This window comes from Methylobacterium haplocladii (assembly GCF_007992175.1).
Lineage (GTDB): Bacteria > Pseudomonadota > Alphaproteobacteria > Rhizobiales > Beijerinckiaceae > Methylobacterium > Methylobacterium haplocladii.
Genome location: NZ_BJZT01000018.1, coordinates 48,003 through 70,738 on the forward strand (window position 1 = coordinate 48,003; position 22,736 = coordinate 70,738).

Sequence of the window (22,736 nt, forward strand, 5' to 3'; positions counted from 1 at the left end):
CGACGCGCTTCGATGGTTCACATGTAAACTATCTCGGATGGGCCGGTAAAGGCCTCCAACCGCGCGATCGTCCTCGTCGATCGCTTCCGGCGCGGCCCCATTGCGCGTGCCGGGCCTATTAACCCGGAATTTACCAAGATTGTTAAAGGTCTGCCCGACCGTTCCGGTCTTCGCCCATTCTGTGCGTTCCTGCCAGTGGGAGACGATCGACCGAACGAAGCTTCCGACCCCGGGTCCGACGATGAGACGCACCGCGACGCTCAGCCTCGAAGGCTTCGACCCCGACGTGATCGAGGCGGCGCGCGAAGTTGCGCAGCGTGCCGGGGTGCCGTTGGAGACCTGGATCGAATCCGTCGTCTCGCCCGACAAGCAGCCGGCACGTCCGGCCGCGAGCCGCCAGCGGACCCGCGTCGCCGTGCGTGAACCCGCCCTGATCACGCCGCCGGAGCCGGAGGTCGCCGCGCCCGCGGCTCCCGAACCCGCGCCTGCTCCCGTCCCTGCTGCGATCAAGCCGCCCAAGCCGAAGGCCGTGAAGCCTGCCGAGCCGCCCCCCGCCGCCACTCTGGCAGCGGAGCCGGCCGGCGCCTCGATCGGCGAGATGATGCGCCGCCTGGACGCCCTCGACCGCTCCCTCAACGAGGACCGCAGCGCCCAGCGCGCGGACGCGGCGGGCGATCAGCCCGGGCGCGTCGATCACGTCGCCGAACGCCTTGCCGAGATCGAGCGGCGGATGGGCGACATCAGCGCCCAGATCGGCGGCCCCCGCCCGCTCGGGCGCCGCGGTCGTCCCATCGCCACGGAGATGCGCGAGGCCGTCGACGAAGTCCGCCGCCGTCAGCGCGAGCTCGACGCCGCGGGATCGTCCCGGGAGCCGGCCGTCCGTACCGAGGCCGAGGCCGCGATCCCCTCCCCGGCCATCGCCGAATTGCAGGCCGAGACGAGCCGCCTGCGCGAATCGCTCGGAGGCCTCGCCACGGGCCGCGACGTCGGTGCGCTGGAGCAGGCCATGCGCTCGCTCTCCACCGACGTGCAGCGGGCTCGCGAGCCGGCCGAACTCGCCACGCCGATCGCCATGATGCGCCAGCAGGTCGAGGGCCTGGCGGCAGAATTCGCCGACAACGTCCAGGCACGTTTGGCGGGAGAGGCCGAGCGCTTGGCGAACCGTGCCGATGGCACGCTCGCCGCCGTCGCCAGCCATGCCGACCGCAGCGCCCTCGACGGCGTGCACGGCGAACTCGACGAGATCCGCCAGATGATCGCGGGGCTCGCCGGCCCCGATCGCATCCAGAGTCTCGCCCACGGTCTCCAGGCCGTCAGCAGCCAGATCTCCGATCTGCAGGCTCAGGTCGACGTCAATCCGGTCCGCGACCTCATCGGGCGCCTGGAGACGATCGGCGAGACCCTGCATCGGCCGGTGGCACCCGGCGCCGATCTCGCCGCGATGAACGCCCTGCTGCGCGGCCTCGCGGAGAAGGTCGACCGCGTCGGTTCCGGCGGCGGCAACCTCGACGCGCTGGAGAACCAGGTCGTCACCCTCGCGCAACGCCTCGAGACCCGCGGCGCCGATCCGGCGGTGGCGAGCCTCGAGCGCACGATGGACGAGCTGCTGACGCAGATCGTTTCGCTCCGCGACGAGACCTCCGTGGAAGCCGCCGTCGAGCGGGCCACGCGCAAGGCCATCGCCGAGACGATCGGCGCCGACGGCCAGGGCACCGCGTCCGGACGGATCGACGCCTTCCGCTCGGATCTCGACGACCTGCGCGCTCGGCAGATCTCGGCCGATCAGCGCATGCAGGCCACGATGGAGGGCCTGAACTCGGTGCTGTCGCGGCTGGTGGACCGCCTCGGCATGCCCGAGACCGGCCCTGTCATCCGCACCGCCATGCCCGAGGAGAACGTCTCGCTCGGCGAGCAGCTGCGCGCCTCGACCACCCTCGGTGCTCCGAAGCCCGAGACGATTCCCGTCTCCGCCCCCCGCAGCCGTATCGCGCGCCGGCCCGAGCCCTCGCTCGACACGAGCGGTCTCGGCGACGAGTTGCTGGAGCCGGGTGCGGGCCGTCCGCTCCATGCACGCGGGGCCGTCACCGACGCGTCGGGTGCATCGGCTGCCGGTGACATCAAGACCAACTTCATCGCCGCCGCCCGCCGCGCCGCCCAGGCCGCGCAGGCCGACATCGCCGCCGAGGCGCCGACCGCCCCCGAGAAGCGCGATGCCCCCCGCCTGCGCATGCCCGCTGCCGCCGAGGCGACACCGGGTCTCGTCAGCCGCCTGCTCGGCGGCCTCGAGAAGCGCCGCCGCCCCCTGATCCTCGGCCTCGCGGCGGTGGTTCTCGTGCTCGGTGCCCTCCAGGCGTACCAGATGAACTTCGCCGGCAGCGAGGCGTCGTCTCCGGCCTCGCCCGTCGTCAGCGCCAAGCCGTTCACGAGCGAGCCGCCCGTCACCGAGGCATCCGCCGCTCCCGACGCGCCCGCGGTGGCCGTCGCGCCCGCCGCTCCGGTCGCCGGACCCCAGACGACGCAGTCGCTCGCCGATGCCGGCACTGCGCCCGCCAAGCCTCCTGCCGGCGAGGAAAGCGCCGCCGCGATTCAGCCTGCCCCCATCCAGGCCGCGATCCCGAAGGTGGCGTCCATGGCGTCCCTCGGCCGCGAATTGTCCTCCGTCCCGGCCGGGCTCGCGGCCCTCAAGGATGCCGCACTCGAAGGCGACGGCGCCGCCATCTATGAACTCGCCGCCCGCGAGGCCGATGGTCGCGGCATGCCGCGTGATTTGGCGCTCGCGGCCCGGCTCTACGAAAAGCTCGCGGAGACCGGCTACGCGCCGGCCCAGTTCAAGCTCGGCAGCTTCTACGAGAAGGGCTCCGGCGTGATCCGCGACCTCGCACAGGCCAAGACCTGGTACGGCCGCGCCGCCGACCGCGGCAACATCCGCGCGATGCACAACCTCGCCGTACTGAACGCCGAGAACCCGGGTGCCAGCGGCAAGCCGGACTTCGCGACCGCCTCCTCCTGGTTCCGCCGCGCGGCGGAGTACGGGGTGCGCGACAGCCAGTACAATCTCGCCGTCCTCTATGCGCGCGGCCTCGGCCTCGGTCAGGACCTGATACAGTCCTATGCCTGGTTCTCGGCCGCTGCCGTTCAGGGCGACGAGGAGGCCGGCAAGAAGCGCGACGACGTCGCGGCCAAGCTCTCGCCGAAGGACCTGGCCTCGGCCAAGGCCGTCGCCTCGGCCTACAAGCCGAAGGTGGCCGACCCCTCCGCCAACGACCTGCCCCCCGCCAAGGCGGCCGCTCCGGCTGCGGTGTCGCTGCTGACGGCTCCCCCGCCCGGCTCGGCTTCGGCGGCGAGCTTCAGCCGTTCCGCGTCCCGCACCGGCGTCTGATCCATCGGGGATCGGCGCTCCGGCTGGTCGAGAGCCGTTGGTCTGTGCCGAAACGCCCCGGTTGCCGGGACACGCCATATCTGCGCGTGTAGGCGCGTCGGCAACGGATTGGGCTACGGCCGGCGATACGGGCGATCGCGCGCCAATTCTCCGGCGTGGTAGACGGCCTCCGCGGCGTCGAGGGCCATTGATTTGATGCATGGGCAGAGCCGAGTGAGCGCGGAACGTCGGCTCCGCTTCGATCGGGAGGCCGCATGGCGCGCCTGACCACGGTGTCGATGGGTGCCGTCGTTCTCGGTATCGCCGGTCTGATTCCGTTTCTCGGCTTCGCGGCGCTCGCCGTCAGCGGTTCGGATGGCGGTCTCGGCACGATCGGCCTGTCGCCGCGCACGATCCTCTCGGCCTACGGCGCCGTGATCGCCTCTTTCCTCGGCGGTATCCGCTGGGGCGCGGCCGCGGCGCGGGGCGCCGGCAACGCCGATTATCTTCTTGCGGTGATCCCTTCGCTCCTTGCCTGGGCGGCGCTGGCCGCGCCGGCCCCCTGGGATCTGCGCATCCTGGGCGGCCTCGTGCTGCTCTGGGGCGTCATCGACCAGGACCTGACCCGGCGCGGGCTGACGCCGGTCTGGATGGGGCGGCTGCGCCTGATCCTCTCGGCGCTCTCGGGCATAACGCTGCTCATCGCCGCCTGACATCGACTCGCGCCGATTCCCGCCGTTACTCTCGTGAACGGTGAACGGAGGTCGGTCATGGTCCTTCCCGCACAAACCGAGGTCTTCATCTGCGGTGCCGGCCCGGCCGGCCTCGCCCTGGCCATCGGACTGTCCCTGAAGGGCGTGCCGTTCGTGCTCTGCGACAAGCTCGCCGAGGGCCAGAACACCTCGCGCGCCGCCGTGGTCCATGCCCGCACGCTGGAGCGCCTGGAGACGGTCGGGGCGAGCGCCCCCCTCGTCGCCGCCGGCAATCCGGTGCCGACCTTCGCCGTCTGCGCGGGCGACCGGCGCCTCCTGACGATCGATCTCAGCGGCTTGGAGACCGCCTATCCCTACGGTCTGATCCTGCCGCAGGACCGCACCGAAGCGATCCTGCGCGATCGGCTCGCCGAGCTCGGCGGAGCCGTGAGCTGGCGCCATGCGGTCGTCGGGCTCGTGCGGACCGATGCCGGTGCGACGGTCGGCGTGCGGAGCGACGACGGTGCCGTCCGCGAGGTGCGGGCCCGCTTCGTGATCGGTACGGACGGGTTCCACAGCACCGTGCGGGATGCGGCCGATATCCCATTCGCTCACGGCACTTACGCGCAGTCCTTCATTCTCGGTGACGTCGAGGGGCACTGGCCGCTGCCGCCCGACGTGATCCAGCTCTATCTCGACGCGGCCGGCCTGATGGTGGCGGCGCCCTTCGGCCCGGGCCATCTGCGGATCGTCGCGACCTGCGACGAGGCACTCGAGCACCCGTCCCTCGACGCCCTCAATGCCGTCGCCGCCGCGCGGGGTCCGAAAGGCGCACGGTTCGAGCGGCTGATCTGGTCGTCGCGCTTCCGGGTGCATCACGGCGTGGCCGCGCGCTATCGCGACGGGCCGTTCCTGCTCGCGGGTGACGCCGCCCATGTCCACAGCCCGGCCGGCGGCCAGGGTATGAACACCGGCATCCAGGATGCCCTGAGGCTCGCGGAACTGCTGGCCGAGACGATCCGCGACGGCCGGCCCGACGCCCTCGACGCCTACGAGCGCGAACGCCGTCCGGTCGCCGAAGGCGTGGTGCGGATGACCGACCGGATGACCCGCATCGCTTCCCTGACCGGACCGCTGAGTGCCGGCCTGCGCAACCTCGCCTTGCGGGCCGTCGGGATGAGTCCCGGCATCCGCCGCACGATCGCCCGGCAACTCGCCGAGCTGAACGTCTAATCCTTGCCGAGCATGTTGCGGCCGATCGCAAACACCCGACCGTCGCCGAGCAGGTGCGCGGTGAAACCCTTGGGAAACAGCGGCTCGAAGACCGCGGCGCGGACGTTCAGTCCTCCGGTGAAGGCCCCGAAGGCCGGCATGACGAGCCGGCGCTCATCGGTCACGAAGCAGCGTCGGCGCACGCTGCGGCCCCGCATCGTGACCTTTCCGCAGGGATGGAGATGGCCGGCGATCTCGCCTTCCGCAGCGCTCACCGAGGGCTCGTGCCGGAGCGTCAGGCCGCCGACCGCCAGCGCCGCCGCATAGCGCCCACCGACGCCCTCGCTGACAGCCGCGTCGTGGTTTCCGGCGATCCAGATCCAGTCGCGGCCCTCCTGAAGGGCGGCGACCATGGCGCGGTCGCCCGGCTCCAGCCGCTCCGGCCCGCGGGCGTCGTGGAAGGAATCGCCGAGCGCCACAACGCAGGCGGGGTCGAGACGGCAGACCACCTCGTGCAGGCAGGCCAGGGTCTCGCGGGTGTCGTAGGGCGGCAGGAACTGGCCCGAGCGGACGGCGAAGGACGACCCTTTCTCCAAGTGGAGATCGGAGACGACGAGGGTGCGATGCGCCTCCAGCCAGAGAGCCCCCGTGCGGTCGAAGGTCAGAATTTCTCCGGCGAGCATCAGGCCGGCGGCTTTGGTGGTCTTTTCGAGTCTCAGGCCGAGCGCCAAAATCGTTTCCTCGTTGAGCGGAAGGGACGCCTCGGTCACGCCAGGGCCTCTCCGAGAAGCTCCGCCTCGGCCTCGGCCAGAATCTCGTCGGCCCCCTCCCCGTAGACCCGCTCGCGCCCGATCTCGAGCATGACGGACACGGAGAGCGGCGAGACGCGGTCGAGTGCCTTGTGGGTGATTCGCCCCTTGATGCGCCTCAGCATCATGCCGAGGCGGGCCACGTCGAGGAGTCCGGTTGCCGCATCCTGCCGCGCGGCCTGCAGCAGGAGGTGGTCCGGCTGGTGTTTGCGCAGCACGTCGTAGATCAGGTCGGTCGAAATCGTGACCTGCCGGCCGGTTTTTTTCTGGCCCGGATAGCGGCGCTCGATCAGGCCCGCGATCACCGCGCACTGGCGAAACGTGCGCTTCATCATCGCGGATTCGTCGAGCCAGGCCTCCAGGTCGTCGCCGAGCATGTCCTCGTCGAAGAGGGCTTGGGTGAAACCGGGGGCCATGGCGATGCGCTCGCCGACGTCGCGGCTCGTCCAGATCGCGATGCCGTAATCGTTGGCGGCGAAGCCCAGCGGGCGCAGGCCCGCCCGCTCCAGCCGCCGCGTCAGCAGCATGCCGAGGGTCTGGTGGGCGAGCCGGCCCTCGAACGGGAAGGCGGTGAGGTAGAAGCGGTTACCCCGCGGAAACGTCTCGACCAGCAGATCCTTTTCGCCCGGCAGGATGGAGTGCTTGCGCTGCTGCAACAGGTATTTCGCGAGCTGCGGCGGCAGCCGGTCCCATTCGAACGGATCGGCGATGATTGCCCGGACCCGCGCGGCCAGGAAGGTCGAGAGCGGAAATTTCGAGCCCGCATAGGAGGGGATCGCCGGATCCTCCGCACCCTTCGCGCGAGTGACGAGGCATTCGTCTTCCGAGAGCCCTTCGAAGCGCAGGATTTCCCCGGCGAACAGGAACGTGTCGCCCACCGTCAGCGTCTCGCCGAACTCTTCTTCGATCTCGCCGAGCACGCGGCCCGATTTCGGCACCACCGTTCCGGGCTTGCCGCGCAGGTGCCGGGTGAGCCGCACCTTGACGCGCGCCGCCTCGACGATGGTGCCGACATTCATGCGGTATTGCTGGGCGATGCGCGCGTCGCGCACCCGCCACAACCCGTCGGGACCCCGAAGAATCTTGGCGAAGCGCTCATAGGCACGCAGCGCGTAGCCGCCGGTGGCGACGTAATCGACCACCATCTCGAACATCTCCCAGGTCAGCCATTGGTAGGGCGCGGCGGAGACGATTTCGTCGAAGAGGTCGTTCGCGTCGAAGGCGTCGGCGCAGGCCATGCCGAGGACGTGCTGGGCGAGCACGTCGAGGCCGCCGAGCCGCACGTCCGGCGTGTCCTGCGCGGCCTCCTCGACGGCGTCGAGGGCGGCGCGGCATTCGAGCATCTCGAAGCGGTTGCCCGGCACGAGATAGGCCTTGGACGGCTCGTCCATGCGGTGGTTGGCGCGGCCGATCCGCTGCATGATCCGGCTCGCGCCCTTCGGCGCGCCGATATTCACGACGAGGTCGACGTCGCCCCAGTCGATGCCGAGATCGAGGGTCGCGGTGCAGACGATCGCCCGCAGCTGCCCCGCCGCCATCGCCGCCTCGACCCGACGGCGCTGCGCCGCATCGAGCGAGCCGTGGTGGATCGCGATCGACAACGTGTCGTCGTTGAGCCGCCACAGCTCCTGGAAAGTATACTCGGCCTGCAGCCGCGTGTTGACGAAGACCAGCACCGTGCGGTGCGCGCGGATCAGCTCGTAGATCGCCGGCATCGACTGCCAGGCGGTGTGGCCGGCGAGCGGCAGGGTCAGGCCCGTGTCGAGCATGTGCAGGTCGGCCTTGGCACCCCCCTGCACGACGATGAGGTCGGCCATGGACCCACCCGGCCCTCCCCCCTCTCCGGGGGAGGGTGGCCCTCGCGTCAGCGAGGTTCCGGAGAGGGGAGCGCCCTCTCCGGAACCGTCGCTCCCCTCTCCCGACCCGCTTCGCGGGCCACCCTCTCCGGCAGAGGGGAGAGAGATTGCTGCGGCGACCCCCTGCCCGACCAGATACCGCCGCAGCGCGTCCGGCTCGCGTACCGTCGCGGATAGTCCGATCGTGGTCGCGCCGGGGCTCAGCCGGCGCAGCCGCGCCAGCGCCAGCGAGAGCAGGTCGCCGCGCTTCGAGGTGACGAGGGCGTGCAACTCGTCGAGCACGATGTGCCGCAGCCCGCCGAACAGGTCCGCGGCTTGCGCGTGTGCCAGCAGCAGGGAGAGCTGTTCGGGGGTGGTCAGCAGGATGTCCGGCGGCCGTGCGACCTGCCGGGTGCGCTTGTGCGAGGGTGTGTCGCCTGTGCGGGTCTCGACCCGGATGTCCAGGCCCATCTCGGCGATCGGCGCATCGAGATTGCGTGCGATGTCGACGGCCAGCGCCTTCAGCGGCGAGACGTAGAGCGTGTGCAGCCGGGGCTTCTTGCGCGGTCCCGCCTCGGAGAGGCCGACGAGCGACGGCAGGAAGCCCGCGAGCGTCTTGCCGGCCCCGGTGGGGGCGACGAGCAGGGCCGAGCGGCCGGCCCGCGCAGTGCCCAGGAGGTCGAGCTGATGCGCGCGGGGCTGCCAGCCCCGGCCCGCGAACCACGCCGCGAAGGCGGCGGGCAGCGGGCCGGCGGCCTCGCGCCGTGGCGTCCCGGAAGTCGTTGGCGACGTGGACGAACTCGGCATGCTCTCCGGCCATGGGCATGCGGTGCAGGCCGATCGGCCTGAGCAGACCCGCGTTGGCAGGCCAACGCTTCGTCCGCTCGGCCTTTCGTGTTCGACGCAGGGTTTGGTGGGAAAACCGCAGGGTCCCTTCCCGAACCCCGCCAACGCTATCAGATCTTCCGGACTTCCGTCAGGAACACCGAGACCGCACCCACGATATCGTTCATCTGCCGCTCGAGCCGATCGATGGCCGACAGCGACGTTTCCGCCGATTGCGAGGATTGGACCGCCGAGGCCGCGACGGCTGCGATACTGCTGCCCACCGACTCTGTCAGGCTGGCGGCCACCCGTGCGCTCTGCCCGATCTCCCCCGCGGCAGCGGCCTGCTCTTCCGCCGTGCTCGCGACTGCGATCGCGGTCTGGTTGATCCCGTCGATGACGGTGCCGATCCGGTCCATCACTGTCGAGGTCTGGTTCGTCGCATCCTGGATCAGGCCGATCTGATGCGCGATGTCGTCGGTGGCCTTGGCGGTCTGGCCGGCCAGCACCTTGACCTCGGAGGCGACGACCGCGAAGCCCCGCCCCGCCTCGCCGGCCCGCGCCGCCTCGATGGTGGCGTTGAGCGCGAGGAGGTTGGTCTGCGCGGCGATCTTGCTGATGATGCCGACGACGTCGCCGATGGTCTTCGATGCGGTCGAAAGGGCCGTGACCCGCTCGCGTGCCCGCCGTGCCTCGTCGACGGCCTCGCTGGTGGCGCGGTTGCTGGCGCTCATCTGCCGTTTGATCTCGGCGTTCGAGGCGTTCAGCTCCTCCACGGCGGCGGCAACCGACTGCACCGTCGAAACGGTGTCGGTGGCGCCGACGGTCGCCGCAGAGGCCGAACCCGCCGTCTGGCGCGTCGTGTCGAGGACCGCGTCGGCCGCGCTGCGCAGGGAACTGGTGGCCTGCTCGGCCTCTGCGACGGCCGCAGTCATCACGGCATCGAAACGCCCGATGGCGTCCGCCAGCGAGGTGACGTCGGCCCATGTCAGCAAGGCCGCGAGATACTCGCCCGATGTGGAGCGGACCGCCGTGACGTGCAGATCGAGGGTCTTCGGACCGAGCCGTATCTTCGTACGCCAGGGCAGACGGTCGGGGTTGCCGACGATCGCGCGTTGATGAGCCGGATTCTTGTGAAACACGTCCATGGACGACCCGACCATCGCCATCGGATCGACGGAAGCGGGCAGATGCTCGCGCAATCCCTGGAGCGTGTGAACGCTGTGGCGGTTCGCGTAGGTGATCTCGGCGGTGACCGGATCGAGCAACAGGACGTTGACGGGCAGAAAGTCCATCACGGCTGTGTAGTCTATCGCGCGCGCTGCGGCCGGCGAGGTCGAACGAGGCTTTGTCTGAAGAATTCGCGAGAGCGCCATGGTTGAACCTTTCGTAAAGCTCACGGCGTTTATGCGAAAACTATGGTTACGAATTTATTAATAGTCTTCGTCAGACTAGATTTTATTTTTTACTAAACTCATGATTTCATTGAGTTTGGAGCGGTTGTGGCGAAGCTCTGCCGGGCTCGGCGACGGCGCCTGCCTCGTTCGTAACGCCCGTCACGCCAGCGCCATCAAGAACCGTTCGCTCAGCTCCTGCGCCCGCTCGGTGAGCGGACCGGGATGGCGGATGAAGACGTGGCAGCCGCCGGGGTAGATCGCGGTGTGGCCGCCATTGCCCGCCGCGGCCCAGCGGGCGGACATGTAGAGCGTGTCGTCGAGGAGTGGGTCGCAGGTGCCGACCGAGAACAGCGCCGGCGGCAGGCCCTTGAGGTCCGCATAGAGCGGCGAGATTTCGGGCTGGCGGCGGTCGACCGCGCCGCCGCAGAAGCCGTCGGCGAAGGTTTTCAGGTCGCGGGTGTTGTTGACGAGGCGCTCCTCGCCCCAGGCGCGCACGCTCGGCGTCAGGCCGAGATCGAAGAACCCGCAATTCAGGTTGGCGCCGCGGAAGGCGCGGGGCTGATCGTGGTGGTCGCGCAGGCGCAGCAGCGTCGAGACGGCGAGATGGGCCCCGACCGACTCGCCGCCGATCGTCAGCGCGGTGACGTTCAGCGTCGCTTTGCCGGGGCCGGCGAGCCAGAGGGCGGCGGCCTCGCAATCCTCCAGGGCGGCCGGATAGGGATGCTCGGGCGCGAGCCGGTAGCCCACCGAGAGGCAGACGAAGCCGCAGGTGTCGGCGATGCGCTCCAACCAGGGATCCTGTTCGTCGGAGGCGCCGAAGACCCAGCCCCCGCTGTGCAGATGGAGATAGGCGCCGCGCGGCTTGCCGGCCGCCTTGCCCTGCGGGCGGATGACCCGCAGGTCGATGGGGCCGCCCGGCCCGTCGATGGTGATGGTCTCGGCGCGCGAGGAGCGCGGCAGCAGCGGAAACGCCTTCGAGCCCTTCGCCCGGAGCGCCCGCGCCTCGGCGACCGGCATCGACCACGGATCGGGCTGCGCGGCCTGATCCTTGCGGATCTCGTCGTTGATCCGCTTGGTCTCCGGGTCGATCGACGCCGGGTCGAACAGGGCGTGATCGATCATGGACTTTCCCCGGTCGAGACTGGCGCGCGGGCCGCGCGTCTCGATCGCATCAGATTGGACCCGCCCGATCCGGGTTGCATCTCGTACGGGTCCGCGAAAAGTCGTAACGCTCTGTCCTGCGCGCGGTTTCCCGGCGCTGTGTCGTGCGCGCCACGCTCATCGCGACCCCGCGCCCGCGATCCGGCGCCGTTGTGAATTGCGGCCGGGCGCATACCTCTTCGCTGTCGGGGCACGAGACGGGACACGAGGCATGATCGGCGATCAGGATCGACGGAGCCGGGCCACGCCCTACCAGGATCTGCCCGAGGTCGGCGACCCGCGCGCCTACGGGCAGCAACGCTCCGGCCTGCGTCGCTTCCTCGGCGGCTCGCCGCTGGCCGTCTTCGTGAAGCTGCTGTTCCTCTCGGTCCTCGTCGGCGCGGCGATGGCCATGCTCGGCCTCACCCCGGGCCTGCTGTTCTGGCGCCTCTACGACGCCGGCCGCGCGCTGATCGATCTCGGCCTCGAGACCTTCCACGATTTCGGCCGCTGGATCCTGGCCGGCGCCGTCGTGGTGGTGCCGCTCTGGCTGCTCTCGCGCTTTCTCGCGATGGGGAAGTGATCCTTGTCGTCGGTCCATGAAGCCGGCTCCTCACGGGCGGGCCGCCGCACGAGCGTCCGTGCGCCGCCGCTCGCCGACGGGCCGATCGCGGTCGAGTCGGCACGATTTTGCACCCCGGCCGGTGCGGTTGTGCCGCCCGAAAAGAATGATCCGAAGCCGTCGAAGCGAGGCTTGCAACGCCCCGCGGAATGGTGTTTAGAGAGCGCCGTTCGGGTCCGGCGGTCAGCCGCGGACCTGCTGCGAGCGGGTGTAGCTCAGGGGTAGAGCACAACCTTGCCAAGGTTGGGGTCGAGGGTTCGAATCCCTTCGCCCGCTCCAGTTTATCTTATGGGACGAACGACTTAGAGGCTGCCTTCGGGTGGCCTTTTTAGTTTCCAGGGATGTGCCGGAACCACTACGGAACCAGTCGGCGTCTAAAGCTGTCTATCGCACGGCGACGGCGTGTCGCACCGCTCTTCATTCCTGAAACGCAGGATTACGGCATGCCGATCAAAGCGCTCAACGACCGCAAGAAGCTGTCGAGCGATTTCAACGAGGCCAATGATGCCTTCATCGACGAGGTGCTCGGCGCGCTCCAGGCGGGCCGGATTCCCGTCGATCTCGCCCGGGCCTATCTCGCGCATCCGGTGGCGATGATGCACTCGGAGGGCGCACAGGCGGTCGCCGGCTATTTCGACCGGATGCTGGCGCAGCGCCCGAACATCGACTGGACGCCGGGGGAGTAGGCGGCCTGGTCTACCGAAGGCCATCTGTAGCGATTGCAGGGCGCTCTGGCCTCACGGCGCGGCGGTTGTCGGACACGTTTACTCAGCGGCCGAAGAAATGAAGCGTAGGAAGGCTTTTCCTGCAGGCTTCAGGGTTGAGGCCGACTTTGAACCCTGAGCAACAGTGACCGCAAAGGTTTCTGCCGTCATTCCTGCGTTTTCTAAGTCGTCAAGGACGCGGTCCAGAGCCTCCTGCGAGGCGATCCCCGGCACGAGCTTTTTTCCTATCAAACCCTTGATCGGCCCTTGAAGTGTGGCGTTCGCTCCAGCCAACGAAGCCAAGCGTGAAGGGTCATCAAATATTCGTAGAACTTCTATGTGTAGCGCGCTAAATGTTTCCACATAGCCCATGAAAGCGCCGCGCAATACCTCGTCTAATTTGAGACCGGCGGCGATATTTAATACTACATTACAGAGCGCGTCGCGTTGAGTCTCTGAGGATGATCGCATCGCAGCTTGTGTTGCCGCAAAAACCGCTGCAACAAAATCCTCATTATTTTCGAGGCTATTCGGATCGAAGTTTTCGAATTTTGCTTCTAAACGAGCAAGCCCTTCGGCGATCCTCGTGTGAAAGTCGGCCCTCTTTCGCTCAAGAGGCCCACGTACGTAACGGTCCAGCATCCTTTCCTTGAGGTAGCCTACTACTGGCAGGCCATCACCAATTATCTCAACGACCGTTGCGGCGCCGTCTGCAAAAGCCGGCGCCTCGCTTTCCGCGGGATACTTCGGGATCGGCTTAGGCTTCTGATCGGACATTCGACGACTATGCTGCCAACTTCGCCTTCTTAAAAGCCCCCGCCCCCCGCCGCCGCAACTCGGCCAGCGTATATTCGGCGCCGGTGCGGTCCACAAACCGATCGATGGCGAGCCCAGCCTCACGGAACAGCTTGCCCTTCGTCGCGGCCAAATGTCGTCCTGTGGGGCGGGGGCATCCGTGCTTGAGGCAAGCCCAAATCCGCAAAACCGAGGGTGTCTGTGGGAATCCGGCTCGACCCGACGGCGGTTTAACTATAATCGCGTCTCTAAATTGACTCGATCTCACGCGCACAAACTGAGCAAGGGCGAATCATATCACTAACCGCCCAGATTTATGGGGCGGCGGCTATGACGAATTCGCTATATTTTGGCGACAACCTCCACGTTTTGCGAAAGTATGTGCAAGACGAGACAGTCGATCTTATCTATCTCGATCCCCCCTTTAATTCGAATGCCGATTATAGCGTTCTCTTCACTGCCAAGAGCGCTCGGGGACATCGAGCACAGATCCAAGCTTTTGAGGATTTTTGGCGCTGGGGTGATGAAGCTGAGGAGGCCCTGGACGAGATAAGAGCGCGCGGCGGTTCATGTGCGGCAATCGTACGAGCACTGAGGGAGGCTCTCGGGCCGACTGATATGATGGCCTATATCGTGATGATGGCTGTGCGGTTGATTGAAATGCATCGTGTTTTACGCGCGACAGGCTCGCTGTACCTGCACTGTGATCCAACAGCTAGTCATTACCTAAAACTTATACTTGATTCAATATTTGGAAAACACAACTATATTAATGAAATAAGTTGGCGGCGGACAACAGCAAAAGCTGATTATCAGCAAGGAGCCAAACATTTTCCCCGAACAAGGGATATAATTTATAGATATTGCAAAGATTCTTCATCGGAATACATATACAATCAGACTTTCCGTCCATACGATGCCTCTTATATTGCCAGCAAATATCGACATCGCGATTTAGACGGCAGGCTGTATAGGTTAGATAATCTTACAGGACCTGGCGGAGCATCAAAGGGTAACGCCTTTTACTCAGTCATGGGAGTGGAGCGTCACTGGCGATATAGTAGAGATAAAATGCAATCATTGATTGAAGATGGGCGTATTATTCAAACCAGGCCGGGTACTGTGCCCCAATACAAGCGCTATCTAGATGAAATGCCGGGTGTTCCTGTGAGTGATGACTGGGATGACATCCGGCCCGTCAATTCTCAGGCTCATGAACGGTTGGGCTATCCAACACAGAAGCCCGTTGCTCTTCTGGAGCGCATAATCGAGACTTCGTCTAATCCCGGGGACGTTGTGTTAGACCCCTTCTGCGGCTGCGGCACGGCTGTTCACGCCGCGCAGAAGCTTCAACGAAAATGGATCGGCGTAGACATCACTCATCTAGCAATCCACGTGATCGCAGACCGACTGTCGCGATGGATGCCCCTGGCGCGCTTCAAGATTTATGGGCAGCCGCGCGACGTTGCCGGTGCTCAAGCTTTGGCTGACCTCGACAAGTATCAGTTTCAGTGGTGGGCGACCTGGCTCGCTGGTGGTCAACCGCACGGTGGCGGAAAAAAGGGTGCCGACGGAGGGATCGACGGTACGCTGGAATTCGCAACGGGCCGAGGCGAGCAGAACTGGGGTGTGGTTTCTGTGAAAGGCGGGAAGAACGTCGGAGTCGATATGGTTCGACAACTCGACGCCGTGATCAGAAATGAAGGCGCAGCCATGGGCGTTCTTGTCACCATGGCTGAGCCGACGAGAGAGATGGAACGCTGGGCGGTCACAGCCGGCCATGTCGTCCTAGGCAACGTTCGCTACCGTCGGATCCAGATCAGGACGATTGAGCAGCTACTGGCCGGCCAGGCGATCGACGCTCCGCATCTCTTGACCACGGTCCAAGAAGCGCCTGCGAAATCGACACGCGGGGCCGGCAACAAGGTTGCGCTTTCGCCAGCCGATGCCCTCGCCCAGCGTAATATGCTTTTGGCCATCACGGGTGGCAAAGCAGCGGGGCGCCAGGGAGCGCTTGACCTCGATGAGCCTGCCTTGGTTTCTCCGCGGGCCCTTGATGCCGTGAAGTTAAGCAGAACTCGGCGCAGCGCCTGAGGGCCCCCTATTACTAGGCCGGTGCTTTGACAGCTAAAGTCTCAGCGATTTGCCTAGCTACCCAGTCGGCCTCGGCGGCCTGGGTTGGCATCTTCGATACGTGGATCTGCAATTCCCGGCTCGCAAGAATCGTCTGTCGCTGCACTTTTACGTCGCGCATGCTCTGCCCTTTAGCGTCCGGTCGCCGCGCGAAAAACCGGCGGTCGGCCTCCGTTACCGCCTCGAAGTCATCGCAGGCGACGGACGGAGGCGCTGAATTGGCCGCCCGTTGGCGGCGTCGTTGTCTCGGCATAGCTCGTCCCGAAGGTCTGCGTACGGCGCGCTTGGCCTCCGACGCTGCGGTCCATAGGGTCCAGTGCCCGTCACACGAAAGGGCCGCCGTCATGGCTGATTATACGTGCGAAGAATGCGGTACGCCGCACGATGCAGATTACGACAAGCAACCTTACGGCTTCGAAAAGCACGACGTGGATTGTCTCAAATGCGGCAATCGAATGGGTACTGACAGTGTCTTTGGTATGAGCCTGCGCATCCATCGCGAAGGCAAAAAGCCGAGAGAATGGGTTCGGTTGGTGCCGCGCTAATCTAGAGTTTATATGCAGATACTAGGCTTGGCCATCGCTCGTTCGTTCCGGGTGATGGTGGCCCTGAAGGCGGCAGCGGCTGGCGAGCCCGGATCGACGCTGGCGAGTGCGGCGCGCAGCCGTTCAATTGCGGCGCGCGGGTCCGCATCCGCCCGGCATGGTGCCTCCGGTTGTCACGGTCGGGTCGCTGCGATCGGCGCGAGGGTCACGGGCGAGCTCGCCGTTCGCCGTGCCGCCGAACCAGTACTGCCGTCCCGCAGTCGTAGGACTGACGACAGGGCTGGGATCGAGTAGGGTGCGCTGTCGGCGAGCCCTTGATCTGATTTGAGATGCGCCGCTATGCAGGGAGAACGGCATGTCCGTTGAGCAGAACTTTCGCGAGCTTGAGTCCAATATTCAGAGATACATTACAACTGAGAGTGCAGATCATGAGAAAAAGGCGCTGCTGGCGTGTCTGGTCGCAATAGCAAAGGATATGGCAGAGCGCGCCAACAAAGAGCGCGAAGAAAAGCTCACGAAGCCCTAAGTCAGCCCCTCACCCCGCACCCGCCAGCCGCCGGGCCGGAGCAGTGAGTTTTAGCTAATCCCGCCCGCCCTTGCCGGCGTCGGGGCTGCTCTTGCCCGTGGAGCCGGGGCCGTTTGAGCCGATCGACGAGACCTTCCCCGAGAGCTGCATGATCTGCTGCTTGATCCCATCGAAGGTGGCGGTGAACAGCGGCGACGGTGCGATCGTGAAGCTGCCGGTGAGCGTCGCCTGTCCGGTCACATCTCCGGAGACCGAGACGGGCACCGGGCTTTCCACCTTCGCCGTCACCGGACCTGAAGGACCAGCACCGGGGCGGCCGGCATTCGGGCCGAGCACGTCGTGGATGGATTCGATCTCTCTCGGCATGCTGGCCGGGCGCTGCGGCGGTAGCGGAACCACCCTCGGCTTGGCCCGCCGGGTCAGGTCGATCGGATAGGCCTGCTGGAAGCTCGTGACACCGGGGCCGACCTCGCCCGGCACGCCCTGGATCGGCGCCAGCGGATTCACGCCCATCATCAGCGGCTTCTTCTCGGCCAGGGCCGGATCCGCCTTGGCTTTCTCGACGGCGCCCTGCCGGCGACGCGCCCGGTCGACGTCGCGCTGGCGCAACTGCATGGTCTTCTCGATCGCCGCCGGGGACTGGCCTTCCTTCTCCAGCTTCTCCCGGAAGCGCTTGTTGTCCGCCTCCAGCTCGGCGACGCGGCCGGTCTCCTGCTTGCCACGCTCGTCGAGCCAGGCCTTCTGGTTCTCCTTCATGTGCTCGGAGGCGTCGCCGGCCGCCTGGCTGATCGCACCGGAGAGACCGCCCTCGGCATAGGCCTTGTTGATCCGCTCCTACGCGATGGCGATGCTCTCGAATTCCTTGCCGGCGCCCCCGAGCCCGGAGCTGATCCCACCTGCATCGGCCAGCCGTGATAGGGCCTGCGTGAAGCGGGCGGTGGAGTTTGAGAGCCGGTCGAGGGAGGCCTGCGCATCCTTCGTCACCTGGACGAGGTCGCGCATCACCGTGCCGCCGGAGTTATCGCGCAGGGAGGCCGAGAGCTTCTGCCACTCGCCACGGTAGCTCATCAGGGCCTGGACGCCGCGCTTGAACTCCATGTCGTCGATCAGCTCGCCGAGCCGGGAGCGGTCGCCCTTCAGGCCCTTCTGGACGAGCTCTTCGAACACCTCGACGAGGTTTCTGCCCTCCTTGCGTGCCTTCTTGAACGCGGCCTCGGCGTCGATCCCGAGCGCCTTGAACCCCTTGATCGTCTTGTCCGACTCCATCTTGGCGAGGATGTTGTTCATCGACGCCACGGCTTCCTCGGCCGTGCCGGAGCCCTTGCGCATGGTCTGAAGCATGGCGACGAGATCGGAGAGGCCCTTCTCGCCCTTGAAGCCGATCGCGGATGCCGCCGGTCCAAGGCTCGGCAGGTAGCGGGCCATGTCCTTCAGCTCGAACTGCCCGGCCTTGCCGCCGGCCGCCATGATGTCGAACGCCTTCTGCATCTGCTTGCCGGCGATCTCGAAGTTCGTCCCGACCGAGTCCGCCGTCTTGGCGATGTCGTCGACCTCGGATCCGCTGGCCGCAGCCGTGCGGGCGACCGACGGCAGGAAGTCGAGGGATTCCTTCAGGCTGCGGCCCTGCGCGACCAGCGCCTCAAGGCCACCGGCGAGCTTGTCGACCGGCGTGGCGGTCTGCTGGGCCAGCTCGTGAACGCTGGAGCCGAGCCCGTCGATCTGCTCGCGCGTCGCGTCCGCAGTCTGGCCGATCATCGTCAGCCGACGATCGAAGGCGGCCGCCTTCCTGTACTGGTCCGCAGCCTCATAGGCGCCGATCGCACCTGCCAGCGGACCGAGCGAGCGCTCGCCGCGTTCCATGCGTCGTGTCGGTGTCGGGATCGGCCGAGGCCGGCTCGGCATGGCGGCTTCCAGGGCTTCCTGCCGCCGCTGCAGCTTCAGCGCCTTGGCCTCGGCAAAGCGCTCGCGGTCCCGCTGGGCCAGGGACTGCTTGCGGATCGCGGCCGTGGTCTGGTCGACGGAGGCCCGAAGTGCCCGCTCGTGCGCGACGAGGTTTTCGACCGGCACGCCGAAGCCGGCGAAGGCGCGGCGGGCATCAGCGACCGCGCTGGTCTGACGTTCAACGGCACTCGTGGCCTGGGCCACGGCACGCTGGGCCACACGGTTGCGGGCCGTCAGCTCAGCCACCGCCTTCACGTCCTTGACCTGCTTGGCAGTCGCCAGGGCCGAGCCGATGCGATCGGCCTCTGCGCGGGCGCCGGTGAGACCAAGCCGGGCCGACGAGAGCCGAGACTGCGCCGCGTTGATCCGGTCGAGCGCTTCGAGCTGGCGCTTTGTGCCGCTGAGGGACTTGTTCAGCCGGTCGACGTCGGCCGAGACCTTCGCGCCCTTGCCGACGTCGCGCAGCTTCTTGTTGACGCCGTCCAGGACTTTCGAGAGCCGATCCTCGCCGCTGATGACGGCTTTGGCTTCAATGACGCGACCGGCCATGCCGTTCTCCGCTTGCTCTAGTCACGCCGGTTCGACCAAGCGACCGCCCGAGAGTGCCAGTGATAGATTTCGCCGATCGTCAGATCGCTAAGGCCGCCGGGCTCCCAGCCGAGGACGAAGACGAGCTCGTCTGCGATGTCTACGAGTCCCCGCCCACCGGCCCTCCGGGCACGAAAAAATCCCGGATCACCTCTTTCGCCTTGATCGTATCGGCAGGGCCGACCTGGGACTCGACCAGCGAGTATTCCTTCGGCTCGACGAGGCAGACTTCGAGATAGTGGGCAAAGCTCTCGGGGTTGTCGGCGAAGAACACGACGCCGTCGGCCGAGCGGTGAACGGTGAAGGGCTCGCCGCCCACCTTCAAGATGTCCCGCCAGACCGGCGGCCGGAACACGAGCTGCGTGATGGGCGTGCCGTGGCCCTCGATCGGGGCGCTGAGGGTGATGGTGACGTTCTGAGGCATGGCGGCGGCTCCGGTCAGTTCAGGTGGATGCGGGACGGGACGAGGGATGGCTCCTCAAATCTGAGGAGACCGGCTTGGCGCTGGCTTCGGGCTCCAAAGTCGCCGAAAGCCGCGGATCATGTCGGAGCGCCAAGCGGTCGAAGGGGCTCGGCAGTGCCAGAGCGCGGTCGAGGAACTTGGCCTGGCGGGCCGTGGCTGATGCGATGGCTGCGGATCGGTCGAACATTCCTGGCCTCATGGTGCTGGTTGAAGGGTGCGGCCGTCCAAGCCTTGACCGGGGATGCCTCGGGGGCCGGAGACTCAGTTCCCGTTGTTCGGCGGGCCGCGGCGCCGTCGAGGAGTTCCCCCCGAAGATCAGCGAGCGCCGCGGGCGAGCTGCCGCGCCATGTTCGCCTGCATAGGCGAGAGCCCGGCGCCGGGGTCGTCGCGCGGAGTCATGCCGGAAGCGCGGAGTTGCTGGCGCATACTTGCTTGGCCGATCGCAGGGTTTGCGGGGTCCGGGCGCGGCTTGAGGCGCACGGTTTCCACCTGCTGCTCTTCGGCCTCGCCGCCCCCGCTGGTCGCATCGGCTTTTGCGGTTCGGGGTGCCCCCGGCAGGAACGTGTCGATCTGCGCGTTCAGATCATCACGCTTGGCGGCAGCGGCATCGAACCTGCGCTGCTCGTCATCCGTCATGGATCGGCCGCGCGCCGCTTGATAGATGTCCTCCACTTCGTTGCCGGCGGCTCGCTCAGCGGCGACAAGATCAACCAATTTCGCCATGACTCGTCTCCGTCTGTGTCAGTGAATGGACTGGGCGCAGTCCTTGAGGGCGATTGAGCCGACCCACGCGAATGCCGTTGCAACCGCCGTAGCGGTCGAAGGGGCTGCGTCGAGCAACATGCGCGCGTCGTCTTCGGTGAGGTCGGGACGGAGGATGGCGATGCAGAAGCCGACGTTGCCGCGGTCGCGATCCGACGCCATGCGCAGGATCGCGTGACCACGCTGCAGGCGCGGGGTCCGGATCTCGATGTGCTGGGCCTCGACGTGGATCATCCGGCGAGCCTGTCAGCGGCCATGATCTTGGAAGGCGTATGCTGCGCCCTTGTCTCGCGCGCGCTTGGCGTACGAGGCGCCGGATCCGGCTCACGCTTCGGGAACGGGACAACGGCTTCGCGCTCGGCCGGCGGCTCCGGGATCAGCTCGAAGCGCTCGACCACCGGCCTCGCGATGACGGGATCGGCCGGGCGTTCCCGCGACAGGTGGGCGAGGGCCGTATCCGGACTGCGCCACGTCTCGGATGTGACGTAATGCTCGGCGAGATGGTGCAGGCCCGGCAGATGGACGGCTTGTAGAAGGCTGTCGGCCGTCGAGGAGCGCGACGCCTCCCGGACCACGACCCGACGATACTGGCGCTGCGTGCATTCCCATTGCCCAGCAGTCGGCGAGCACTGGCCGCTAGCAGTCGACGGCAGCAGACCGCGGTGGAGTTCGCTGTTCCCCCGCGGGCGCACGTCCCGCTGTTTGTCGGCCGGCAGCGGCTCGGTTCGGCCATCCATGCACCACAGGGTGACGACCTCCGAACTGACGATCTCCTCCGGCTCCCACTGCGCGCCGCGGATCGCGTCTTCGACCGGCTCGATGCGCCCGAACTCCTGCTGAAGCGGGTTGGCCTGCAGGCGGGCCGTCTCGGCCTCCGCGAGGTCGCGCAACAGATTGCGGATCGCGCCGGCGTGGTGGCGATACTCGTCGGCGAACCGCGCCTTGATCGCATCAGCCTTGGCGACGGCGTCGCGGTGGACGGCCTCGCGCTCGGCCCGGCTCTCGGCTGCGCGGGCTTCGGCAAGCCGGTTTTCCAGGGCCTTCACCAGCGCCGCTGCGCGGTCGCGCTCGATCACTGCCGATGCCTTGCGGTCGAGTAGCTTGGCGAGCGCTGCCGCGGACTCGTCGAGCAGGCCGCTCTCATAGGCGCGTTCAGCGGCGTCGTGCTCGCGGTTGGCGCTGGCCACCTGTTCGCGGGCCTCGATCAACGCAGCCTCGACCTTCGAGACCGTGGTCTCCTTGGCGCGCGCAACACCGACGAGTGCGGCGAGGGTCGACGCCAACTTCGCAGTGGCTTTCATGGCAGATCCCTTTCTGATGTCCGTCATGCGTCACCGTCGGCGACGGCCGTCATCGCGTCGCGCAGGACGCGGTCGATCTCGTAGACGTCGTGTTTCGTCAGGTGCGGCAGCACGAGGGAGACGTCGCCGGGCACCGCGAGAAGCCGGCTGCGCAGCTTCACCATCTCGCCGGCCCAGCGGGAGCCGGCCTCGGTCGCGTCGAGCATGCTTCCGCGGATGGTCGCGTTCTTCAGCGCATGCCCATCGGCCTGCTCCTTCGCCAGACGGGCGCGCTCAGCCGTCAGATCCGGAGCACCCTCGCCGCGACCGGCAGCAACCTCGCGGAGGTGGCGGATGTAGTTCAGGGTCGACGCATCAAGGTCGAAACGGCCACGGCCGACCCGAACCACGATGCCCTTCTCGGCAAGCTGCGAGACCCGGCGCGACGACAGGTCGAAGGCCGCCGCGATGCGCTCCATGGTGACCGGCTCAGTCACGGCCGCCCCCAAAAGGAAACGGAAGCCCCAACAAAAAGTCTGCAGCGATCGGAGGGCCGGGGTGTCTCCCCCGCAACAGGTCGGACGGGGTTGCAGGACCCGCTGCGCCTGCCCGGGGCTCTGGCCATCCCCATCACGCTGCGATCCGTGCTGCGGCTGCGGGTGCAGGGGTGTGATCGTCGGGGCCGTCGAGCGGCGGCAGGTTCACCCCGTCCGCGACAAGCTGAGCGCGCAGGGCACGCCTCAGATACTCGCCGGCGCTCGTGCGCTGCTGGCGGGCTGCGCCGACGATGGCTCCGGTGAGACCGGGCTCAGCACGGAAGCGGACGATCTCCGGGAAGTTCTTGGCGCGACGATATGCCGACACGATCAATCTCCGGTGAAGGCGACGCACGTTGCCGTTGCGTGTCACTAGCATTGGATCAGTCCGGTCGAGCGAGCAATATTTCGCGTTATTGCTCGTGCGTGCTTGTCGTTGTTTGCCCGCGATTACGGCTTTGGGCCACCGCCGCGCTGATGACGCATGACGCTTGATGACGCGTCATTGCCAATAGGCGTCTTACGGGTGCGCGCACGCGTGTACGGGTAGAACGAGGATGACGTGTCATAATC

General features: G+C 67.0%; 22 protein-coding genes and 1 tRNA gene. 9 read left to right on the plus strand and 14 right to left on the minus strand.

Going from position 1 to position 22,736, the window contains the following annotated elements:
- Positions 1-241 precede the first annotated feature (241 nt).
- The 3 genes from MHA02_RS09390 to MHA02_RS09400 all read left to right on the plus strand — a co-directional run bounded on the left by MHA02_RS09390 (position 242) and on the right by MHA02_RS09400 (position 5,283).
- Positions 242-3,379: an SEL1-like repeat protein gene (locus MHA02_RS09390; RefSeq protein WP_147078380.1), complete on the plus strand. Its 3,138-nt coding sequence runs from the start codon at positions 242-244 to the stop codon at positions 3,377-3,379.
- Between the two features lie 254 nt (positions 3,380-3,633).
- Positions 3,634-4,071, plus strand: coding sequence for a DUF3429 domain-containing protein (locus MHA02_RS09395; protein ID WP_147078381.1), 438 nt, complete (start codon positions 3,634-3,636; stop codon positions 4,069-4,071).
- A 57-nt stretch (positions 4,072-4,128) separates the two neighbouring features.
- Entirely contained in the window at positions 4,129-5,283 is a 1,155-nt protein-coding gene (locus tag MHA02_RS09400) for an FAD-dependent oxidoreductase (protein ID WP_147078382.1), read from the plus strand.
- Here the strand turns inward: MHA02_RS09400 and pdeM are convergent.
- The 4 genes from pdeM to MHA02_RS09420 form a co-directional block, all read right to left on the minus strand.
- The gene (gene pdeM / locus MHA02_RS09405; RefSeq protein WP_147078443.1) at positions 5,280-5,993 is read right to left on the minus strand and encodes a ligase-associated DNA damage response endonuclease PdeM; all 714 of its coding nucleotides are present in this window, start codon (positions 5,991-5,993) and stop codon (positions 5,280-5,282) included. The genes MHA02_RS09400 and pdeM overlap by 4 nt on opposite strands.
- A 35-nt stretch (positions 5,994-6,028) precedes the next feature.
- Positions 6,029-8,713: a ligase-associated DNA damage response DEXH box helicase gene (locus MHA02_RS09410; protein WP_147078383.1), complete on the minus strand. Its 2,685-nt coding sequence runs from the start codon at positions 8,711-8,713 to the stop codon at positions 6,029-6,031.
- Between the two features lie 149 nt (positions 8,714-8,862).
- Complete coding sequence (locus tag MHA02_RS09415; RefSeq protein ID WP_238180356.1) at positions 8,863-10,026, minus strand: methyl-accepting chemotaxis protein; 1,164 nt, start codon at positions 10,024-10,026, stop codon at positions 8,863-8,865.
- 261 nt (positions 10,027-10,287) lie between these two features.
- Positions 10,288-11,250 (minus strand): alpha/beta hydrolase, encoded by a 963-nt coding sequence (locus MHA02_RS09420; RefSeq protein WP_147078385.1) that lies wholly within the window; start codon positions 11,248-11,250, stop codon positions 10,288-10,290.
- A gap of 250 nt (positions 11,251-11,500) precedes the next feature.
- Between MHA02_RS09420 and MHA02_RS09425 the strand changes: the two genes are divergently transcribed.
- The 3 genes from MHA02_RS09425 (at position 11,501) to MHA02_RS09435 (ending at position 12,576) form a co-directional block, all read left to right on the plus strand.
- Complete coding sequence (locus MHA02_RS09425) at positions 11,501-11,851, plus strand: DUF6460 domain-containing protein (RefSeq protein WP_147078386.1); 351 nt, start codon at positions 11,501-11,503, stop codon at positions 11,849-11,851.
- A 243-nt stretch (positions 11,852-12,094) separates the two neighbouring features.
- Positions 12,095-12,169 (plus strand) — tRNA-Gly (locus MHA02_RS09430).
- A 164-nt stretch (positions 12,170-12,333) separates the two neighbouring features.
- Positions 12,334-12,576 carry a hypothetical protein gene (locus MHA02_RS09435; protein WP_147078387.1) on the plus strand — a complete coding sequence of 81 codons (243 nt, stop codon included), beginning with the start codon at positions 12,334-12,336 and terminating at the stop codon, positions 12,574-12,576.
- Positions 12,577-12,654: 78 nt separating this feature from the next.
- Here MHA02_RS09435 and MHA02_RS09440 read toward each other — a convergent pair whose 3' ends face one another.
- Positions 12,655-13,371: a hypothetical protein gene (locus MHA02_RS09440; protein ID WP_147078388.1), complete on the minus strand. Its 717-nt coding sequence runs from the start codon at positions 13,369-13,371 to the stop codon at positions 12,655-12,657.
- Positions 13,372-13,378: 7 nt separating this feature from the next.
- Complete coding sequence (locus MHA02_RS22110; protein WP_170249142.1) at positions 13,379-13,522, minus strand: hypothetical protein; 144 nt, start codon at positions 13,520-13,522, stop codon at positions 13,379-13,381.
- Positions 13,523-13,719: 197 nt separating this feature from the next.
- Here MHA02_RS22110 and MHA02_RS09445 point away from each other — a divergent pair, with 197 nt between their 5' ends.
- The 3 genes from MHA02_RS09445 to MHA02_RS22115 all read left to right on the plus strand — a co-directional run bounded on the left by MHA02_RS09445 (position 13,720) and on the right by MHA02_RS22115 (position 16,593).
- Complete coding sequence (locus tag MHA02_RS09445) at positions 13,720-15,483, plus strand: site-specific DNA-methyltransferase (protein WP_147078389.1); 1,764 nt, start codon at positions 13,720-13,722, stop codon at positions 15,481-15,483.
- Positions 15,484-15,866: 383 nt separating this feature from the next.
- Positions 15,867-16,067, plus strand: coding sequence for a hypothetical protein (locus MHA02_RS09450; protein WP_147078390.1), 201 nt, complete (start codon positions 15,867-15,869; stop codon positions 16,065-16,067).
- A gap of 355 nt (positions 16,068-16,422) precedes the next feature.
- Positions 16,423-16,593, plus strand: coding sequence for a hypothetical protein (locus tag MHA02_RS22115; RefSeq protein WP_170249144.1), 171 nt, complete (start codon positions 16,423-16,425; stop codon positions 16,591-16,593).
- A gap of 54 nt (positions 16,594-16,647) precedes the next feature.
- Here the strand turns inward: MHA02_RS22115 and MHA02_RS09455 are convergent, their stop codons facing one another.
- From MHA02_RS09455 to MHA02_RS09490, 8 genes are all read right to left on the minus strand, one after another.
- Positions 16,648-17,349 carry a hypothetical protein gene (locus MHA02_RS09455; RefSeq protein WP_147078391.1) on the minus strand — a complete coding sequence of 234 codons (702 nt, stop codon included), beginning with the start codon at positions 17,347-17,349 and terminating at the stop codon, positions 16,648-16,650.
- Positions 17,350-17,427: 78 nt separating this feature from the next.
- Positions 17,428-19,083, minus strand: coding sequence for a phage tail tape measure protein (locus MHA02_RS09460; protein WP_147078392.1), 1,656 nt, complete (start codon positions 19,081-19,083; stop codon positions 17,428-17,430).
- Positions 19,084-19,222: 139 nt separating this feature from the next.
- Positions 19,223-19,546: a hypothetical protein gene (locus MHA02_RS09465; protein WP_147078393.1), complete on the minus strand. Its 324-nt coding sequence runs from the start codon at positions 19,544-19,546 to the stop codon at positions 19,223-19,225.
- A 354-nt stretch (positions 19,547-19,900) separates the two neighbouring features.
- A complete protein-coding gene (locus MHA02_RS09470) occupies positions 19,901-20,308 on the minus strand; it encodes a hypothetical protein (protein ID WP_147078394.1) in 408 nt (135 codons plus the stop codon).
- An 18-nt stretch (positions 20,309-20,326) separates the two neighbouring features.
- Positions 20,327-20,581 carry a hypothetical protein gene (locus tag MHA02_RS09475; RefSeq protein ID WP_147078395.1) on the minus strand — a complete coding sequence of 85 codons (255 nt, stop codon included), beginning with the start codon at positions 20,579-20,581 and terminating at the stop codon, positions 20,327-20,329.
- Positions 20,578-21,648 (minus strand): hypothetical protein, encoded by a 1,071-nt coding sequence (locus MHA02_RS09480; RefSeq protein WP_147078396.1) that lies wholly within the window; start codon positions 21,646-21,648, stop codon positions 20,578-20,580. Before MHA02_RS09480 ends, MHA02_RS09475 begins: the two co-directional genes overlap by 4 nt.
- Positions 21,649-21,671: 23 nt before the next feature.
- Positions 21,672-22,124 (minus strand): DNA packaging protein, encoded by a 453-nt coding sequence (locus MHA02_RS09485; RefSeq protein ID WP_147078397.1) that lies wholly within the window; start codon positions 22,122-22,124, stop codon positions 21,672-21,674.
- 133 nt (positions 22,125-22,257) lie between these two features.
- Positions 22,258-22,491 carry a hypothetical protein gene (locus MHA02_RS09490; protein ID WP_147078398.1) on the minus strand — a complete coding sequence of 78 codons (234 nt, stop codon included), beginning with the start codon at positions 22,489-22,491 and terminating at the stop codon, positions 22,258-22,260.
- Positions 22,492-22,736 lie beyond the last annotated feature (245 nt).

Excerpts from the sequence above, each read along its gene's own strand:
- MHA02_RS09450 (WP_147078390.1), top strand. The coding sequence starts at position 15,867 with ATGGCTGATTATACGTGCGAAGAATGCGGTACGCCGCACGATGCAGAT.
- MHA02_RS22115 (WP_170249144.1), top strand. The coding sequence starts at position 16,423 with ATGTCCGTTGAGCAGAACTTTCGCGAGCTTGAGTCCAATATTCAGAGA.
- MHA02_RS09435 (WP_147078387.1), top strand. The coding sequence starts at position 12,334 with ATGCCGATCAAAGCGCTCAACGACCGCAAGAAGCTGTCGAGCGATTTC.
- MHA02_RS09420 (WP_147078385.1), bottom strand. The coding sequence starts at position 11,250 with ATGATCGATCACGCCCTGTTCGACCCGGCGTCGATCGACCCGGAGACC.
- MHA02_RS09445 (WP_147078389.1), top strand. The coding sequence starts at position 13,720 with ATGACGAATTCGCTATATTTTGGCGACAACCTCCACGTTTTGCGAAAG.
- MHA02_RS09455 (WP_147078391.1), bottom strand. The coding sequence starts at position 17,349 with ATGAAGGAGAACCAGAAGGCCTGGCTCGACGAGCGTGGCAAGCAGGAG.
- MHA02_RS09475 (WP_147078395.1), bottom strand. The coding sequence starts at position 20,581 with ATGATCCACGTCGAGGCCCAGCACATCGAGATCCGGACCCCGCGCCTG.
- MHA02_RS09440 (WP_147078388.1), bottom strand. The coding sequence starts at position 13,371 with ATGTCCGATCAGAAGCCTAAGCCGATCCCGAAGTATCCCGCGGAAAGC.
- MHA02_RS09415 (WP_238180356.1), bottom strand. The coding sequence starts at position 10,026 with ATGGACTTTCTGCCCGTCAACGTCCTGTTGCTCGATCCGGTCACCGCC.
- MHA02_RS09425 (WP_147078386.1), top strand. The coding sequence starts at position 11,501 with ATGATCGGCGATCAGGATCGACGGAGCCGGGCCACGCCCTACCAGGAT.
- MHA02_RS09400 (WP_147078382.1), top strand. The coding sequence starts at position 4,129 with ATGGTCCTTCCCGCACAAACCGAGGTCTTCATCTGCGGTGCCGGCCCG.
- MHA02_RS09390 (WP_147078380.1), top strand. The coding sequence starts at position 242 with ATGAGACGCACCGCGACGCTCAGCCTCGAAGGCTTCGACCCCGACGTG.
- MHA02_RS09465 (WP_147078393.1), bottom strand. The coding sequence starts at position 19,546 with ATGCCTCAGAACGTCACCATCACCCTCAGCGCCCCGATCGAGGGCCAC.
- MHA02_RS09460 (WP_147078392.1), bottom strand. The coding sequence starts at position 19,083 with ATGGCCGGTCGCGTCATTGAAGCCAAAGCCGTCATCAGCGGCGAGGAT.
- MHA02_RS09410 (WP_147078383.1), bottom strand. The coding sequence starts at position 8,713 with ATGCCGAGTTCGTCCACGTCGCCAACGACTTCCGGGACGCCACGGCGC.
- MHA02_RS09395 (WP_147078381.1), top strand. The coding sequence starts at position 3,634 with ATGGCGCGCCTGACCACGGTGTCGATGGGTGCCGTCGTTCTCGGTATC.
- MHA02_RS09480 (WP_147078396.1), bottom strand. The coding sequence starts at position 21,648 with ATGAAAGCCACTGCGAAGTTGGCGTCGACCCTCGCCGCACTCGTCGGT.
- MHA02_RS09470 (WP_147078394.1), bottom strand. The coding sequence starts at position 20,308 with ATGGCGAAATTGGTTGATCTTGTCGCCGCTGAGCGAGCCGCCGGCAAC.